The organism is Enterococcus sp. CR-Ec1 (genome assembly GCF_002850555.1).
Classification (GTDB): Bacteria; Bacillota; Bacilli; order Lactobacillales; family Enterococcaceae; genus Enterococcus_D; species Enterococcus_D entomosocium.
This window is the reverse complement of record NZ_CP025223.1, coordinates 481,775-498,382: the sequence shown is the minus strand read 5'-3', so window position 1 is coordinate 498,382 and position 16,608 is coordinate 481,775. Positions and strand designations below refer to the sequence as shown.

Genomic DNA, 16,608 nt, shown 5'->3' with positions numbered 1-16,608 from the left:
TCTAACTATCTGTCTTTACTTCATTCTTAAAAAAGCTGTATGTTCCCCTAATATATGTTGTCCTGCTTCTTCTTTGATTTGATGGGTGTAGATTTGACGATAAACTTTAGGACTCATGCCTTTTTTCTGTTTAAAGGTATTGGTAAAGTGCTGCCTACTGTTGAATCCTGCTTGAGCGGCAATTTCGACGATTGGCAGCTGACTATTGCTTAGTAAAAATGCTGCCTGCTTCAGACGCTCACTGGTGAGAAAATGGTTGACCGTCACTCCCAGTTGCTCATGAAAGAGTTTATGCAAGTAGGCTTTCGTAATCCCCACAGCCGCTGCGATTTGGGAGACTTGAATATCTTCATCAAAATGCTGTTGAATATAGTTGACCGCAGCGTTCACATAGCAATTGCCCCGTTTGGTTTCTTTCGTACGTAATGAAAAGGCTAATTCCATCAACATCCGCTTAAACAAGAGCTCGATCGTAAATTGCCGTTCAGCAGACGGTTGCTCTTGACTATCATCGATCATTAGCAGCTGCAGCAATGACTTGATCGCTTGTCCAAATTGGCGGACATCGCGACTTTTCGCGTAAGGCTCATTCAATTGTACATTTCCTTTGATGTATGCAAAAACATCACGAACACAAAGGCCGGACGGTGTCTCACTCAGAAGAAATTCAATATTCAGTAAGGTGCAGGAATCTCCTTCAACGAGTAAGGCGTGTTCCACAAACGCGTTTATGAAAACGAAATCATTTCTTTCCAGAACAATTACTTGATCTTGCACCTTTATCTTACACTTCCCTTTGGTCACAAACATGATCTCACACGCTGGGTGTTGATGTGGATCCATGGAAAAACGCTCAAGGGCAACACTATAGTATGCTGTAATCTTCGCATAGTTTGTTTCTTGTGGAAACACCATTGATCAACTCCTTTTTCATTCGTTGACGATTTCTTTCTTTTTTATTTCTAGTAGACAAAACTTTCCCTCTCTTTTTTATTGCTTACTATACTATAAGAAAAACGTACTAGGAGGAAATCGATGTCTTTTTTACATTTTGCACAAACACCCCCAATGGGATGGAATTCTTGGGACTGCTATGGCGCTTCTGTGACCGAAGCAGAAGTGATCGCCCATGCCGATTTTATGGCAGAGCATTTGAAAGCTTATGGTTGGGAGTATGTCGTCGTGGATATTCAATGGAGCGAACCAGAAGCAAAGTCTACAAGGTACAATGATTTTTATCCGTTGTGTATGGACGACTATTCTCGCTTGATTCCTGCTGAGAACCGTTTCCCTTCAGCAAAAGATGGCGCTGGTTTCAAAAAACTTGGTGACTATCTGCATCAAAAAGGGCTGAAGTTTGGTATCCATATCATGCGCGGCATTCCACGACAAGCAGTTCATCAAAATACGCCGATCAAAGGAACGGATAAACGGGCACGGGACATTGCTATGAATTCAATCTGCCCTTGGAATTCCGATATGTATGGGGTCGATGTTTCATTGCCTGAAGGACAGCTTTATTATGATTCTTTGCTCGAATTATATGCTTCTTGGGGTGTTGACTTTATAAAGGTGGATGATATCGGCGATTCGAAAATTTACGGTGATGCCCATAAAGCAGAAATCAAAGCGATTCGCCGTGCAATCGATCGATCCGGTCGAGAGATCGTCCTTTCTTTGTCTCCCGGACCAGCTGCCCTCAAAAATGGTAGTTTCTTTCAAAATCATGCCAATATGTGGCGCTTGACGGATGACTTTTGGGATCATTGGGACGCCCTTTACGCCATGTTTGACCGAGCAGCAGAGTGGGCACCTTTCGTTCGTCCAGGTAACTGGCCTGACTGTGATATGCTACCGTTGGGTCATATCGGCATTCGAGCAGTTGATGGAGGCGGTGGTGACAGCTGGACACGTTTTACGGAAGACGAGCAATACTTATTGATGAGTTTATGGACGATCTTCCAATCTCCATTGATGTTTGGTGGTACTTTACCAGACATCGATCTCTTTACCTTACGTTTATTGACGAATACTGAAGTCTTAGAAATGTATCGAAGAATTTATACGAAAAAAGAGTTCTATCGTGATCAAGAGTGGATCATTTGGGAGGCGTTGAGCGACACAGCAGTCTACTATGCCATTTTCAATGTTTCTGATCAAACGCAAACCATCCCAAAATCGATCGCTGCTTTACTACCAATTAAAAGCGGCACTGAGTTATGGCAACAAAAAGAACAAACAATTGCCAATGCTGAGGTTCCTACTCATGGTGTCTTGTTACTCAAAAGCCCATTACAATAGTCCTCTCAATGAAAGCAACACAATGTGCCGAGCACATTGTGTTGCTTTTCTATTCATATTGTTCTTACCCTCTCAACAAGGTACCTACCAGTCTTACAAACAACTGACCGTAACCATTTCCAGCCTATACTTCATGAATCAAGTAACTCTGTTTTCCCTCTCGCAAAAAGATTGGTAAGGAATCAATTTGTGCCTGTGCGACAATCCATTGTCCACCTTCATAGATAGTTCCATCTCGAGCATCGGTCCATTTTGCTCCTGTTGGCAAATATACCTCACGCTCAGTAGCATGCGCTACAACGATGGGCGCCACTAGAATATCAGAACCATAGAGATACTGTGTTGTCAGTTCCCATACCTGGCGATCCTCTGGAAATTCATAAAAAGTTGGTCGAATGACTGGCGTTCCTTTTTCATGAGCTGCGCGCATCAATTCACGCGAGTAGTCCCGCATCAATTCACGAATTCCAATAAATTTTTTCATAATCTCATAGTTCTTTTCCCCAAACGCCCATATTTCGTTAGCTGCTCCGGTTTGCTCTGTTTCTTCACCATCTGCTTTGAAGATTTTTTTATGGGGAGTACGTGAACCGTGCAATCGCATGACTGGACAAAAAGTCCCGTATTGAAACCAGCGGATCAATAAATCTTGAAAATCTAGACTTGTCACAGAACCACCATGAAATCCGCCGATGTCACTTGTCCACCACGGGATGCCTGCTAACCCCATTTGCATGCCAGCAACGATTTGGTTGCGAAAGTCTTGGTAAGTCGAATGAATATCGCCGGACCAAACCAATGCCCCATATCGTTGGCTGCCCGCCCAAGCACAACGAACCAATTTGATTGAATGTTCTTTTTGTGAGGAAGCTTCTCCCTCATCAAAACCACGAACATACTCACGGGGATAAATGTTGCCTTTTTGCAACACACTCCCTACATAATAACGATAGGAATCATAGTCATACGTACCAAATTCTGGTTCAGCCTCATCCAACCAAAACAAGCGAATGCCGTTATTGACATAATTTTTTGATACTTTCTCCCAGACATAGTTTCGAGCTTTAGGATTTGTTGGATCATAAAAGATGTTATTCCCATGAAACAACATCTGTACATCAATGCCGCGATCCGTTTTGACTAATAAGCCTTGTTCTTTCATCTCTTGAAAATTCTCACTACGCGTGTCGATTTGGGGCCAGATCGATACCATTAGCTCGATTCCATATTTATCTCGTACTTCTTCTGCCATCGCCTTGGGGTCTGGAAAGAAATTTTCATCAAAGCGAAAATCACCACAGCGCGGCCAATGATAATAATCGATCACTAGTACATCAACGGGAATGTTCCGCTCTTTGTGTTCCCTAGCGATCGCCACTACTTCCGCTTGTGTCGCATAGCGAAGTTTACATTGCCAAAATCCTAGGCCATATTCGGGCATCATAGGTGCCCGTCCTGTCACTTGGCTAAATTGTTCTTCGATTTGAGCTGGTGTCTCTCCAGCAGTGATCCAGTAATCCAATTGCTTCGTACTTTCGGCACGCCATTCGGTCGTATTTTTACCAAAAGAGACCGAACCGATTGCTGGATTGTGCCAAAAAAAGCCGTATCCTTTGTTTGATAAATAAAAGGGGATCGAAGCTTGTGAATTTCGATGCGCTAATTCTAAATTACACCCTTTTAGATCAAAAATATCCTGTTGATATTGCCCCATACCATAGATTTTCTCCTCACGATTGGCTTCGAAAGTAGCTTTTAGTTGAAAATCTCCTCCAATAATCGACTTAAAAAACCGCGCCTTCTTCAAGAGCGCACCGCCAGATGCTGCCTCTTTCAAAATCACTTCGCCTTTTTGATTGTAAAAAGTGATCTTGCCATAGTTGTTCCAGCCTGCGTCTTTGGTGACTACTGCGTGGATTTTTCCATTACCGATAGCTCCTACATCCCCCTCAATCGCAACCTCGGCCTTAGAATCTTGTGTTAATAATGCACAGCAGGATAAATCTAGTTCACCAGACGGTGCACTCACCACCCGCAAACTGTTCGTGCCCCAAGCAATAATACGCACGACTTCATTTCCATTTTGAAATTCGAGGTAATTCTCACCTATTGAAAAAAACGACATTTTTGAACCCTCCTTTTTTTCAGTATAGCTGGATTACAGAGGGCTATCCTTCGATTTTATGGCGTGTTCTATCGTAATCATGTCATTTTTCCGATATTGTGTAGGAGTCTCACCAAACATCTTTTTGAAGCACACAGAAAAATGATTACTATTACAAAAACCGATAGCTTGAGCGATCGCCACCATGGTCAAATCAGTCTCTCGCAACAATTCTGCCGATCGGATCAAGCGATAATGATTTAGATAAGCCATTGGGGAAGTTCGAAATGATTGCTTAAAAAATCGTGTGAATTGCTCTTTACTTAAGGAAACAGAATCGGCCAAATCTTGCAATTGGATCATTTCATGATAATTAGTATGAATATAAGATAAAACCATTTTTTCCCGTTTTTCTTGGAGGCGCTCGCTTGATTTTTTTGCTGGCTGGTCAGTCCCAACTTCTAATAGATATGACAAGAGTTGGATAACGATCCCTTTCAGACGTAATTCACGATAGGACGATTTCCCCATAAAGCATTGATCAAATAGTTGAAACAAGCTGAGACTTTGTTGACTTTTATCTGGAAAATCCACATAAGAAGTAACACATTCTTGTATCAAAAAAGGATCGATTTGTTGGCTTTGAATTCTATCTGATTGCCGACTCGTAATTAATTTTTCAGAAAAAACGATACATGAAAAACGGCAGCTTTGTTGTGCGATTCGATAGGCAGTGTGTAAAGTATTGGGAGGAATCAGTACGATCGTATTTGCTTTAATCTTGCGTGAGACTCCATTAACGACTAATTCTAGCTGTCCTTGATGGACACATAAAATTTCGATTTCTTTATGCCAATGTGGCACAAAAAAGAATTCTCGCCAAACACTCACTAAATTAGGATAATATGCTAATGGGAAATCTTCCGTGCCATGATTCGCAGCTTCATAATAAGTAAGCGCTGCGGGTTGATTTATTTTCATTGAATCACTCGCTCACTTTCCACTTTATTAACATTGTTTTTCGTTTTATCATAGCGTATCTACAACGTTTATGTAAGCGTAATCGAAAAAATGTTTTATCTGTTGATCCTTCTGACCAATTGAAACAAACAGGACAGCTACTTGACGAGCTGCCCTGTTTGTTCCCACATTCCTGCAGGACAGTTTTTCTTAGCTAAATTTGCGCGAAACCGATAAAAGCAGCCGCATTTGGTACAGGTATGATTCAATCGCAATGGACAAGTCTCACAAACAACGATTCTCCTACTGACGATCTCCGGCGAAGCCAAGTCGCTTTCTAAAGAAAGTTGTTCTGCAATCAAGGATTCAATGTCTTCCTGTGCTGCTGCCGCAGCATCTTTCACTTCGCATCCTTTACAAGTCATGGGATCAGACTGTCAATGAGATCGTTAGAACACTCATTGCTGGCACCCGCAAGCTGACTTTGTTCTCTTCAACATTGTAAGCGGTGAAGTCTTGGATCACCACATCTTCAGGATGATCAAAATCATTGTGTGCGTTCATTTTGTTTCCCACGATATAACGAGCTTCTTTCACTTCATTGATCGCTGTTTCAAGGGAGAAGGATAATTCTTCCGTGCCTTGGGTAGCAAAATTACAAACCGATAGATGGATCGTATCTTCTTTTTTCGAAATCGTATACGTAATGGTATCGCTGCTGGTTCCATGGCTATCAATGGTTTCAGCATCTTGATGGACTTTGTACAAATCAAAGACATGATAGCTTGGGGTTTTCACCATTTGTTCGCCATCTGTCAAAATCATCGCCTGCAGGACGTTGACGGTTTGTGCGATATTTGCCATATGCACTCGCTTGGCATGTTTATGGAAAATATTCAAGGTGATCGCTGCGACCATGGCATCACGGATCGTATTTTGTTGGTATAAGAAGCCTGGATTCGTACCAGGTTCTGCTGAGAACCAAGTGCCCCATTCATCAACAATGATTCCCACACGCTGTTCTGGGTCATACTGGTCCATAATCGCGCTGTGGCGGGTCAATAATTCATCCATGTAGGCTGCTTTTTCACAGGTCACTTGCCACTCTGCCTCATCAAATTCCAAAGCGCTACCTTTTTCTTCCCAGCCTTGCGGATGAACGTAGTAGTGCAAGCTTAGGCCGTCCATCAACCAATGGGCGTTTTTCATCAGCGTTTCTGTCCAATGATAGTCTGCGACATTCGCTCCGCCGGCGACTTTGTAGATTTTTTTGTCGCCGTATTGGCGGACATAGGTTTGATAGCGGCGATACAGATCCGCATAATACTCTGGCCGCATATTGCCGCCGCAGCCCCAGTTTTCGTTTCCTACGCCAAAAAATTTCATTTCCCACGCTTCTTCATGGCCATTTTCTCTGCGAAGATCAGCCATCGGAGAAATGCCATCCATCGTGATGTATTCCACCCATTCCGACATTTCTTGCACCGTTCCGCTGCCGACATTGCCGTTGACATACGCGTCACATTCCAGCTGCTTGATCAATTCAAAAAATTCATGGGTCCCGAAATGATTGTTTTCAGTCACGCCGCCCCAGTGAGTGTTGACCATCGTTTTGCGGTTTTCTTTAGGTCCAATTCCGTCTTTCCAATGGTATTCATCGGCGAAGCAGCCGCCTGGCCAACGCAGCACCGGGATTTGAATGTTTTTCAGTGCTTCAACCACATCGATCCGCATCCCATTTTTATTTGGGATCGACGAATCTTCTCCAACGTATAATCCTTCATAGATACAACGGCCTAGATGCTCTGCAAAATGACCGTAGATATATTTACTGATCGTTGTTCCTGATTTTGTGTTTTGAATGTTAATCGTCATTGTTATACTCCTATTCTTTGATTCCCCAAATGGATTCATTATTATCGCCAATCGTTGAAAACGTTAATTTTTGCTGCTCAAATTCTGTTATTTCCTGACTTAATAAGATACCTTTGAAGGTCGCTTTTTCAAAAGTCAATGCCAAGTCTCCCGCATCGTACGTCCAAGTTCCGGTCAAGTCACCAGTAACGCTTCCATCTTTTTGAAGCTCGACTGTCTGCGTTTTTAGCATGGTCGTTCCATTGTCGGTACCATGGTTAATGATTTCATAGCGTCCGATAATGTCATCTTCTGACAAAGCATCTGCTATTTGTTCATTGCCTCGATACTCGTAGGGTGCTGGAACTGGCCAGCCCTCCTCATTCATATACATTCTGTTGACCCGCACTTCATGGGCTTCGGTTCCATTGTTAAAGCGCGTATGGTACACCAAGGACCACTGACCATTCTCATCGATGATCGCCGAATTGTGTCCCGCTGCTCGATACCCCATTTGTTGAAACGAGAATTGGTAGTTGCCAATCAATTTGATGCCGTAGTTTGAATTTTGGTCCCCTTGTTCGAAGATTGGGCTATTTCCTTGGGCATCAAGGTAAGGTCCTTCTGGTTTTTCAGCGCGAAATAGTCGCATATTGTAACCACCTTTTGCTGCTAAACCACCATAAGTGACGAATAGGTAATAATAATCGGTTTCCTCATCATAAACAATATAGGGACCTTCTCCTGATTGATGATAGCCGCCAAAAAGCTTGATCCCGAAATAGCGATCAATGATACGCCCATCTTCCGTCGTGCTATCTTCCCCAGGATACATTGGTTTTCCAGTGGCTGGATCAACTTCTAATAAAAAGATACCGCCCGACCAAGAACCATAGGTCATCCATAGTTTCCCTTCTTCATCATAAAACAACGCTGGATCAATGGCGTTTGGCGCATAATCGATGTTATACGTCAGACCATCTTCGATCGCCCAGTTTTCACTGAACCCACTGATTTTCCCCTCTTTGATCAATTTCGCCAAATGGGTATTTTGATAGTTGGTATTGCGTTCACTACCATCTGTCGAATCTTTTTCTGTAAAGCCAGAATAGATCACGGTATCCGCATAGCTATAGGGTCCTTCGATTGTTTTAGCTACGGCCAATCCAATCGCTGAACGCCGCCAAGTAGAACTAGCTGAGTAGTAGAGCATATAGGCTCCTTTGTCTCCATTTGACCATTCATAATCAGCATTCCAAATGACATCTGGTGCCCAAAGGCTGTAACCACCTTTTGAATCGGCATCATCGTAGCCTGCCCATTCAAAAGTCTCAGCTAGATTTTCTTTTGTGTTACCATAGATCATATTGTCTTCCATTGATTCATATTCGTGAGTGAAAGGTACTTCCCAAGTTTGTAAATCTTCTGTTTTCGCTTGGGCGAGATGCGAACCAAATACGTAAAACAGCTCTTGGTCACCAACATGAATAGAAGTAATCGAGGGGTCATGAATCGACACTCGATTTTTTGTCGTTGTTTCCCACTCCTTTTGTGAAAGTTGCTCAGCAGCATCTCCTGTTTGACAGCCAGCAAGAAATAAACTAGTAAAAAAAACGGACATGGTTAAACAGAGCATTTTTCTTTTTGTATTCATTTTTTCCCTCTCTTTTATCTATCCTTTGACTACACCGGGTTCGCCAAAATCAGGCAATCCATTTTTCTTCCAAGTAAACGGTTGGACGTACGCATGTCGATTGGGATTTTCTAAAGGATTACTGTAATCATTTTTTTCTGGTCTTGCATGATACACTAAGATATCTTGTTTCCCCTCCTCATCGACTGTAAAGGAGTTATGTCCTGGTCCGTATAGGGAATTTTGTTCAGAACTTGAAAAGACTGGTTCCTTCAACTTATGCCAAGAATACCCATTCAATAGATCACTATCCTCATCTGCCCACAACAGTCCCATTGCGTAGTTTTCATCCGTCGCACTGGCTGAATAAGTAATGATCACTTTTCCATTTCTAATCAAAGCAGCTGGAGCTTCGTTCACTTTGAAGCCGATTTTTTCCCATTCATAATAAGGAATGCTCAGCAGAATCTGCTTTCCTTTCAATGTCCAAGGATTTTCCATCTCTGATAAATAAAGATTGGAATTGCCTGGAATGTTTGGATCTGCTTGTGCCCAGACATAATACAATCGGTTCCTGTGTTCAAATACCGTAGCATCTAAACTGAAACTCTCAAATTGCGTCTCGATCTGTCCTTTTTCTACCCACTCGCCTGCAAAGGGATCTTCATTCGCATTTTCGATCGCAAACATCCGATGATGATGCTGATCATTTCTGACTTCTCCATGATCTGCAGCAGCAAAATAGATGTACCATTTTCCTTGAATAAAATGAATCTCTGGTGCCCAGATCAGCTCACTCATGGGGCCTTCGGCATGAGCCGTCCAGATGACTTTCACTTCACTGTCAGCCAGACCTTTCAAGGTTTTCGCACGCCTTAATTCGATTTCCTGATACCCTGGTTTTGATCCAGTGAAGTAATAATATCCATCGGTATGCTTGTATATCCATGGGTCTGCACGTTCTAATACAATCGGTTCCAAATAATTTTCTGCCATAAATTCTACACCTTCTTAAAAAATTCCATTTTCCGTTTTTAGTATTTTTATTGCTTTGTTTTTAGACATATACATCGTCGTAGCTAGTAAATATAGGACGACACCGATCACATCATAGATGATCAAATGGATTATGACACAGGCGATCATCCAACGTATCGTTCCTTTGTTTATTTGTTTGTCTCGCATATTCTTCGCGTTGATCCAACTGATAACGCCCATCAAAATCGTCGCTAACGCAACGATCATAACTACCTTCGATATCATTCCTACCAGACTTGACTGCAAGTATTCATACTGATTTTGATTTTGAAATGCTGCGATCCCTTGTTCTTCAAACCAAGGATAATACCCAAACATCGTTACGAGACCAATACAGACATCCCAGACCGCACTGGCACGTAGTAAATTTCTTTCCAATTTTCGATTCATGATCTTCACTATCCTTTTATTCCTGCATTTAAGTTCATAGATTCAATGAAGTATTTTTGAGCAAATAGAAACAGCATGACGGTTGGAATGATCGCAATCAATGCCGAGCCCATCAATTGACCAATCATTCGGTAGTTGCCATAAATGTCTTGTAGTAATAGCAAACCGGCTGTAATCGGCATCTTACTAACATCCGTATACACGATCACTGGCCACAAGAAATCATTCCATGAGCCTGTGAAAGAAAAGAGGCCTGCAACGATCAACACAGGTTTGATCAAAGGAACGATGATCTCTGCAAAAATTGTAAATTCATCTGCACCATCCATTCGTGCTGACTCGTCAAATTCAAGCGGGATACCTTTCATAAACTGTCGCACAAGAAAGATATTTCCCATCCCTGCTAAGCCTGGAATGATCATAGCAAGAGAAGAGTTGACCCAGCCGAAGGTTTCAATGATTTTGTAAGACGGGATCAAATTCACTACACCGGGAAACATCGAGATCCCCATCAAAAGATAAAAGATACGATCACGGTATTTAAACCGCATTCTGCCATAGCCATAAGCGGTCACTGAAACAACGATCACAACTAAAACAGTGTGCGTGACTGCGATAAACATTGAATTCCATAACCACTGCATAATTGGTGCAGTAGACGTATTAGTCAAAATCGCTACATAGTTATCTAATATCCAGTTTACGGGTAATAAACGAAACCCAGTAGAGACGATTTCGGTTTGAGAACGAAAAGAAGTGGCGAAGCTAAAAATCAGTGGAATAACCCAGATGATACATAAAACGATCAGAAACAAATATGCGATGACCATACTAGGTATATGTTTCTTTTGTGTATTCATTTTTTTGCCCCCTTAAGTATTGCTTCTATCTAAAAGAAAATATTGAAATACGGACACACACATAATGATCAATCCTAAGATGACTGCCATTGCCGAAGCCATTCCGGCAATTGATTCTCCTTGACTAAAAGCCAGTGAGCGGATATACATCATCAATACAGTCGTGCTTTGGTTTGGACCTCCACCTGTCATCATCAAAGGCTGTGCAAAGACATTAAATGCTCCAGCAGTTGTCATCACGATCGTATATAACAGTGGAAAGCGAATAGATGGCAAGGTCACATTCAAGAATTTTTGGAATGCTCCAGCTCCGTCGATCTCTGCCGCTTCATAAAGGTCTTCATTGACACCCGCTAAAGCTGAGCGATAAATGATCATGTTACCACCGATCGCTCCCCAAATGCTGACAACAAAAATCAAGATCCATGCATAGGGTTGTCGCGAAGCCCAAGAGAAATCGAACCCAAAAATATTATTGATGGCACCTAATCGAGAGTGGAAAATCAATGACCAGATCAAAGAACCTGCTGAAACAGAGATAAGACCTGGAATATATAGAATTGCTTGAAAAAGTCCTTTCAGCTTCACTTTTTTATGTTGCAATGCAGCTGCAATCATCAGTGGAATGATGATTTGTAACGGCACCATGATCAAAACGAAAATAAAGGTATTTTTCAAACCATTCCAAAATTGGGTATAGAATGTCGAGGAACTATCAAATAATAATGTTTTATAGTTGTTAAAACCGACCCAGACTGGATCAGAGATCAAATTCCATTGCGTAAATGAAGCATAAATACCATAGATCGTTGGAATACATACAAAAATAATAAAGAGTACCATGTGTGGTCCAATGAATGCGATCGATGCCCAGTTAATGCTCTTTTTTTTCATTCCTTTCATTCCCTTCTAAAAATTGGAAAAGGGGATAGAATTATCCCCCCTTCACTTATCTAGCTACTTCTGCAATCTTATCTTCGACATATTGTTGCATCGTTGCTAATCCTTCATCCATATCTAATTCACCGTAAGCGATATCTGTACTATAAACATCTAATGCTTCTAAGACATAAGAGAAATAAACGTAGTCAAAGATGTAAAGTGTTTCTTCTTCCTCTGGTGTAGAAGTAAAGAATGATTGTGGGTATTGTTGGTAATCATCACTTTCTAAAATATCTTTACTTGCAACGATTTGACCGGCTTTTGCCCATTCGATCGAGTTTGTACGAACGAATTCTAAAAATTGTGCGATTACTTCTTCTTTTTCTTCTGTTCTGCTTTCACTCTTCAACATGCCAAACATATGAGAAGCTGCTCGGTTAGTTGCGATGTCATCTGAAGTCGAATAAATATTTGTTACGCCCCAATTCAAGCCCTCAACCGCATCATGAGCGGTGGAAGTCCAAGTACCATCTGTTGATAAGAGTACGTTTCCGCCTTGGAACATCAAATACCCATCTTCTCCATAAGGTGTCATCAAACCTGCATCTGTTAACGCTTTAATTTTTTCTAACGCTTCTTTCATTTCTGGCGTATTCACCGTCGGGTTCCCAGCATCGTCAGAAATTGCGCCACCTAAGTTACGGATTTGCGCTAAGATAACCCAAGAAAGTAACGCATTATTTACGACATAATCGCCTTCTTCCATCTGCCCTGCTAATGACATCATTTCATCAAACGTCACGATGTTATCGTCTAGCCAAGAAGTGACATTGTATTTTTCTAAAAGATCTTGATTGTAATACATGGCACTGGCATGGATATCTAATGGGATCGTATATTGAGTATCGCCGATTTTTCCTGCATTCCACGCTGTATCTAAATAATTGCTTTCTTCTAACTCAGGTTGATAAGAAACAAGACGATCAACCGGATCAATAATATCGGAATTGACAAATTCCTCTACTTTATAAGAATGCATCAAAGTCAAATCTGGAATCCCACTTTTAGAACTAACAACCGTACTTAATTTAGTATACATATCAGACGTGATCACATGATTGATTGTATAATCGGAACCTGATTGTTCATTGAATTCATTTACGATCTGATCCATATAAGCGCCATCATCACCGGTAAGGGGTGACCAAAAATTAATCGTGTATTTTTCTTTTTCCGCTGCCTGATAACGATTAAAACCAATAAGGGCAACTGCAACGACTGCAACTAAAGCACCAATAATAATAAGTTTCTTCTTCATGTTTTTCCCTCTTTCATAGAAATTGAATTTTGGTCTTTGAAGCCGAACACACGCCTATCCTCCTTCTCTTATTTGCTATCCCAGCATTTATAATTGCATTATTCATTTCTAGCGTTTGCAAACACTTTCAATTTACAAATAAATCATAACTTGATTTGTAATCGCTGTCAACAATATTTTGATTAATTTATCAAGGATAATATCTATGTTAATTAATAAATATATTAATAACTAGCGAAATAAACAACGCTATTTACACAAATTAGCAAATATGTTAACATTCAAGTAAATCAAACAGTTTAAGCGGAGGTGACACGATGCAATTAGAAATCAATCAAGAAGCATTGCCTGTCTATGAGGCACTTGCCAGTAACGTGCGAATCAAAATCATTCAATTGCTGGCTAAAAACAAGATGAATGTCAAAGAGTTGGCACAAGAGTTAGGCTTAAGCAGCGCTATCATTACGATGCATATCAAAAAATTAGAAGAAGCCAAAATCATCAAAACAGAGCGTGTAGGGCAAAAAAAGATTTCCAGTTTGAGAGTGGATCATATCGATATCAACTTTCCTGAGAAAATCTTTAATGCCTTTGATACGAAAGAAACGGCGATACCGATCGGTCATTATACAAATTATTCGGTAGAACCAACGTGCGGGCTTGCTACTTCAGCTGATTTTGTGGGAATGGTAGATGAACCGAAGTTTTTCATGGATCCCCGACGAATGGATGCCCGCATCTTGTGGTTTACGAAAGGATTTGTCGAATACCAATCGCCAAACTTCTTAGCAAAAGAAGAAAAACTCGAAATGATGGAGATTTCAATGGAGGTTTCGTCTGAATTTCCTTTTTCCAATAACAACTGGCCTTCAGACATCACCTTCAGCTTAAATGGTGTGGAGCTTGGTACATGGACTAGCCCAGGGGATTTTGCAGACATTCGTGGAAAGTATACACCGGATTGGTATCCAGACAATCTTAATCAGTACGGGTTATTGAAGACGATCCGCATCATGGATCATGGAACCTACATGGAAGGTGTTCCTCTTTCCGACATTACGATCAAGGATATACCTGCCTACGAAGATACGTGGCATTTAAAAGTGGAAGTCAAAGAAGATGCCGAGCATGTCGGCGGTTGTACCCTCTTTGGCAAGGGGTTTGGGAATTACGATCAAGATATCAAACTAAAAATGTTTTATAGCTAAAAAAAACGCTAGTCTTAGCGGCTGACCTAAACATTTCTTTTGGGAATCAGGTCGCTAAACTAGCGTTTTTGTTATTTTTTCAAATGGTAACTGTACGTACTTACAATGATGTTTTCACGCCAAGAGAGTCTGAAACGCAAGCGCAGGCTTGTTTGGTTGTGCAAAATATTTTGCCAGCGACGTCTTGGGACAAACTGTGGAATGATGACGGTCGTTGTGTAATTGTGTTTGGCTGCATTGCGGCTGACTAGATCCACATAACGTAAGATGGGATTTTCAATCGAACGATAAGAAGAATGAACGACGGAGAAACGCACGTCTGGGAATTTTTGCTTAAATTCTTGTTCGATTTCTTTTTCTTTCTTCACATCTTCATCCAACGATACGTGCATCGCTACGACATAATCACCAATCGATTGGGCATAGTTCAATGCGCCGATATTTACTCGGGTAACATTTCCGACTAAAACGATCACAGTATTTCCTTCATAAACATGTAGTGCTTCTTGTTTTTCCAACCGCAGCTGTTCTGCGACTTTCTTATAATGATCATGGATCTTGTAAAAGATATACAAGAGGATCGGCATGATAATAAAGAATGGCCAAATATCGCCTAAGCGATACACGAACAAGATGGCAATGATCGCAAAGGAAATCAAAGCCCCAACGATGTTGGCGATCGATTTAAAGAACCAGCCTTTGCCTTCTTTTCTCCATTTGATCACCATTCCGCTTTGGGACAAGGCAAAAGGAATAAATACCCCAATGGAATACAAAGGAATCAAACGCTCGGTCGATCCTTGGAAGATAAACAATAATACGATGGAACCAGCAGCCAAGGTGATGATTCCGTTCGAATAGCCAAGACGGTCCCCACGGTCTTGATACATATGCGGCATATATTTGTCTTTCGCTAGGTTATACGCCAACACGGGGAAAGCTGAAAATCCGGTATTTGCGGCAACTGCTAAAATCAGTGCTGTAGCAAATTGCAAAACGTAGTACATAAACCCATGACCAAAAACGGCAGAACCGATTTGAGATAGGACGGTCACTTCTGTTTCTGGTACGATACCATACCAATAGTTGATAAAAGTGATGCCGACAAAGAAGAATCCTAAAATCGACGCCATGATTGTCAAGGTCGCAGCTGCATTTTTCGCCCGTGGTTTTTTGAAAAACGGCACCGCGTTACTGATCGCTTCGACCCCTGTCAAAGAAGAGGAACCTGATGAGAAAGCCCGTAAAATCAAGGCCACGGATACCCCAGGTACGACCGCTCCCGGTAGTGCGGTTGCATTTAACGGTTGCGCACCCGTTACGATATTGTACAAACCGACCACGATCAAGACTGTGATCACTGCGATAAAGGTGTAGACAGGAATCATCAAGAAGCTAGCTGATTCTCGCAACCCTCGCAGATTCATCATCATGATCAAGATTACGATCACGACAGAAATGGCCACTTGATGACCGAACAACGCCGGCACAGCTGAAGTGATGGCTTCTGCCCCTGCTGAGACGGATACTGCCACTGTCAGCATATAATCGATCAATAGAGAGCCGCCGGCAATCAGGCCCGCATTTTTCCCTAAATTTTCACTACTTACTACATATGCCCCACCGCCGTGAGGGTAAGCATGAATGATCTGGCGGTAAGACAAGGTCAATGAAATCAAAAGAATAATAACAAAAGCAGCGATCGGCAATGAATACCAGATAGCAGCAGCGGAAAGTGCCACTAATACGACAACGATCTGCTCTGTCCCATAAGCAATCGAAGACAAAGCATCAGAAGATAGCAACGCAAGGGCCGCCGTCCGGCTCAGTTTTTGTTCATCATTCTCTGCGGATTTCAATGGACGTCCGACCAACAAACGTTTCAAATACTCCACTTTTTCTACACTCCTTTTCATGAAAAAATCCTTCGTTAAACTTGTAACGATATCCTCACAAATATTGAATTATCAAGACTGTATGCTACTCTTGTAACCGCGAAAAGTCAATGAAAATCAGATGAAAAAACGACCCTTTTTCCCTCTTTTGATTATTAGAAATTT

The 16,608-nt window shown here is 41.6% G+C and carries 14 protein-coding genes; 2 read left to right on the top strand and 12 right to left on the bottom strand.

Going from position 1 to position 16,608, the window contains the following annotated elements; all coding sequences use genetic code 11:
• Window positions 1-15: 15 nt before the first annotated feature.
• Window positions 16-915, bottom strand: coding sequence for a helix-turn-helix domain-containing protein (locus CXM95_RS02405; RefSeq protein WP_101698806.1), 900 nt, complete (start codon window positions 913-915; stop codon window positions 16-18).
• A gap of 120 nt (window positions 916-1,035) precedes the next feature.
• Here CXM95_RS02405 and CXM95_RS02400 point away from each other — a divergent pair, with 120 nt between their 5' ends.
• Entirely contained in the window at window positions 1,036-2,301 is a 1,266-nt protein-coding gene (locus CXM95_RS02400; protein WP_101698805.1) for a glycoside hydrolase family 27 protein, read from the top strand.
• A gap of 124 nt (window positions 2,302-2,425) precedes the next feature.
• Here CXM95_RS02400 and CXM95_RS02395 read toward each other — a convergent pair whose 3' ends face one another.
• The 10 genes from CXM95_RS02395 to CXM95_RS02350 form a co-directional block, all read right to left on the bottom strand.
• Window positions 2,426-4,426, bottom strand: coding sequence for a glycoside hydrolase family 31 protein (locus CXM95_RS02395; RefSeq protein WP_086299052.1), 2,001 nt, complete (start codon window positions 4,424-4,426; stop codon window positions 2,426-2,428).
• Between the two features lie 33 nt (window positions 4,427-4,459).
• The gene (locus CXM95_RS02390; protein WP_086299051.1) at window positions 4,460-5,386 is read right to left on the bottom strand and encodes an AraC family transcriptional regulator; all 927 of its coding nucleotides are present in this window, start codon (window positions 5,384-5,386) and stop codon (window positions 4,460-4,462) included.
• A 137-nt stretch (window positions 5,387-5,523) separates the two neighbouring features.
• The gene (locus tag CXM95_RS02385; RefSeq protein ID WP_005232191.1) at window positions 5,524-5,790 is read right to left on the bottom strand and encodes a DUF6171 family protein; all 267 of its coding nucleotides are present in this window, start codon (window positions 5,788-5,790) and stop codon (window positions 5,524-5,526) included.
• Window positions 5,791-5,794: 4 nt separating this feature from the next.
• A complete protein-coding gene (locus CXM95_RS02380; protein ID WP_086299050.1) occupies window positions 5,795-7,240 on the bottom strand; it encodes an alpha-N-arabinofuranosidase in 1,446 nt (481 codons plus the stop codon).
• A 10-nt stretch (window positions 7,241-7,250) separates the two neighbouring features.
• Complete coding sequence (locus CXM95_RS02375) at window positions 7,251-8,873, bottom strand: glycoside hydrolase family 43 protein (protein WP_101698804.1); 1,623 nt, start codon at window positions 8,871-8,873, stop codon at window positions 7,251-7,253.
• An 18-nt stretch (window positions 8,874-8,891) separates the two neighbouring features.
• The gene (locus CXM95_RS02370) at window positions 8,892-9,848 is read right to left on the bottom strand and encodes a glycoside hydrolase family 43 protein (RefSeq protein WP_086299048.1); all 957 of its coding nucleotides are present in this window, start codon (window positions 9,846-9,848) and stop codon (window positions 8,892-8,894) included.
• Between the two features lie 15 nt (window positions 9,849-9,863).
• Window positions 9,864-10,280 carry a hypothetical protein gene (locus CXM95_RS02365; RefSeq protein ID WP_008376104.1) on the bottom strand — a complete coding sequence of 139 codons (417 nt, stop codon included), beginning with the start codon at window positions 10,278-10,280 and terminating at the stop codon, window positions 9,864-9,866.
• Between the two features lie 8 nt (window positions 10,281-10,288).
• Entirely contained in the window at window positions 10,289-11,140 is an 852-nt protein-coding gene (locus CXM95_RS02360; RefSeq protein WP_005227285.1) for a carbohydrate ABC transporter permease, read from the bottom strand.
• A gap of 12 nt (window positions 11,141-11,152) precedes the next feature.
• A complete protein-coding gene (locus tag CXM95_RS02355) occupies window positions 11,153-12,043 on the bottom strand; it encodes a carbohydrate ABC transporter permease (protein WP_176257025.1) in 891 nt (296 codons plus the stop codon).
• Between the two features lie 46 nt (window positions 12,044-12,089).
• Window positions 12,090-13,340, bottom strand: coding sequence for an extracellular solute-binding protein (locus CXM95_RS02350; RefSeq protein WP_008376109.1), 1,251 nt, complete (start codon window positions 13,338-13,340; stop codon window positions 12,090-12,092).
• Window positions 13,341-13,657: 317 nt separating this feature from the next.
• Between CXM95_RS02350 and CXM95_RS02345 the strand changes: the two genes are divergently transcribed.
• On the top strand, window positions 13,658-14,548 hold the full coding sequence (locus CXM95_RS02345) for an ArsR/SmtB family transcription factor (RefSeq protein ID WP_008376111.1): 891 nt from the start codon (window positions 13,658-13,660) through the stop codon (window positions 14,546-14,548).
• A 71-nt stretch (window positions 14,549-14,619) separates the two neighbouring features.
• Here CXM95_RS02345 and CXM95_RS02340 read toward each other — a convergent pair whose 3' ends face one another.
• On the bottom strand, window positions 14,620-16,443 hold the full coding sequence (locus CXM95_RS02340; protein WP_034872061.1) for an APC family permease: 1,824 nt from the start codon (window positions 16,441-16,443) through the stop codon (window positions 14,620-14,622).
• Window positions 16,444-16,608 lie beyond the last annotated feature (165 nt).

Coding starts and splice junctions, on each gene's coding strand:
- CXM95_RS02380 (WP_086299050.1), bottom strand. CDS start 7,240: ATGACGATTAACATTCAAAACACAAAATCAGGAACAACGATCAGTAAA.
- CXM95_RS02370 (WP_086299048.1), bottom strand. CDS start 9,848: ATGGCAGAAAATTATTTGGAACCGATTGTATTAGAACGTGCAGACCCA.
- CXM95_RS02365 (WP_008376104.1), bottom strand. CDS start 10,280: ATGAATCGAAAATTGGAAAGAAATTTACTACGTGCCAGTGCGGTCTGG.
- CXM95_RS02375 (WP_101698804.1), bottom strand. CDS start 8,873: ATGAATACAAAAAGAAAAATGCTCTGTTTAACCATGTCCGTTTTTTTT.
- CXM95_RS02345 (WP_008376111.1), top strand. CDS start 13,658: ATGCAATTAGAAATCAATCAAGAAGCATTGCCTGTCTATGAGGCACTT.
- CXM95_RS02400 (WP_101698805.1), top strand. CDS start 1,036: ATGTCTTTTTTACATTTTGCACAAACACCCCCAATGGGATGGAATTCT.
- CXM95_RS02350 (WP_008376109.1), bottom strand. CDS start 13,340: ATGAAGAAGAAACTTATTATTATTGGTGCTTTAGTTGCAGTCGTTGCA.
- CXM95_RS02395 (WP_086299052.1), bottom strand. CDS start 4,426: ATGTCGTTTTTTTCAATAGGTGAGAATTACCTCGAATTTCAAAATGGA.
- CXM95_RS02390 (WP_086299051.1), bottom strand. CDS start 5,386: ATGAAAATAAATCAACCCGCAGCGCTTACTTATTATGAAGCTGCGAAT.
- CXM95_RS02360 (WP_005227285.1), bottom strand. CDS start 11,140: ATGAATACACAAAAGAAACATATACCTAGTATGGTCATCGCATATTTG.
- CXM95_RS02355 (WP_176257025.1), bottom strand. CDS start 12,043: ATGAAAGGAATGAAAAAAAAGAGCATTAACTGGGCATCGATCGCATTC.
- CXM95_RS02385 (WP_005232191.1), bottom strand. CDS start 5,790: ATGACTTGTAAAGGATGCGAAGTGAAAGATGCTGCGGCAGCAGCACAG.
- CXM95_RS02405 (WP_101698806.1), bottom strand. CDS start 915: ATGGTGTTTCCACAAGAAACAAACTATGCGAAGATTACAGCATACTAT.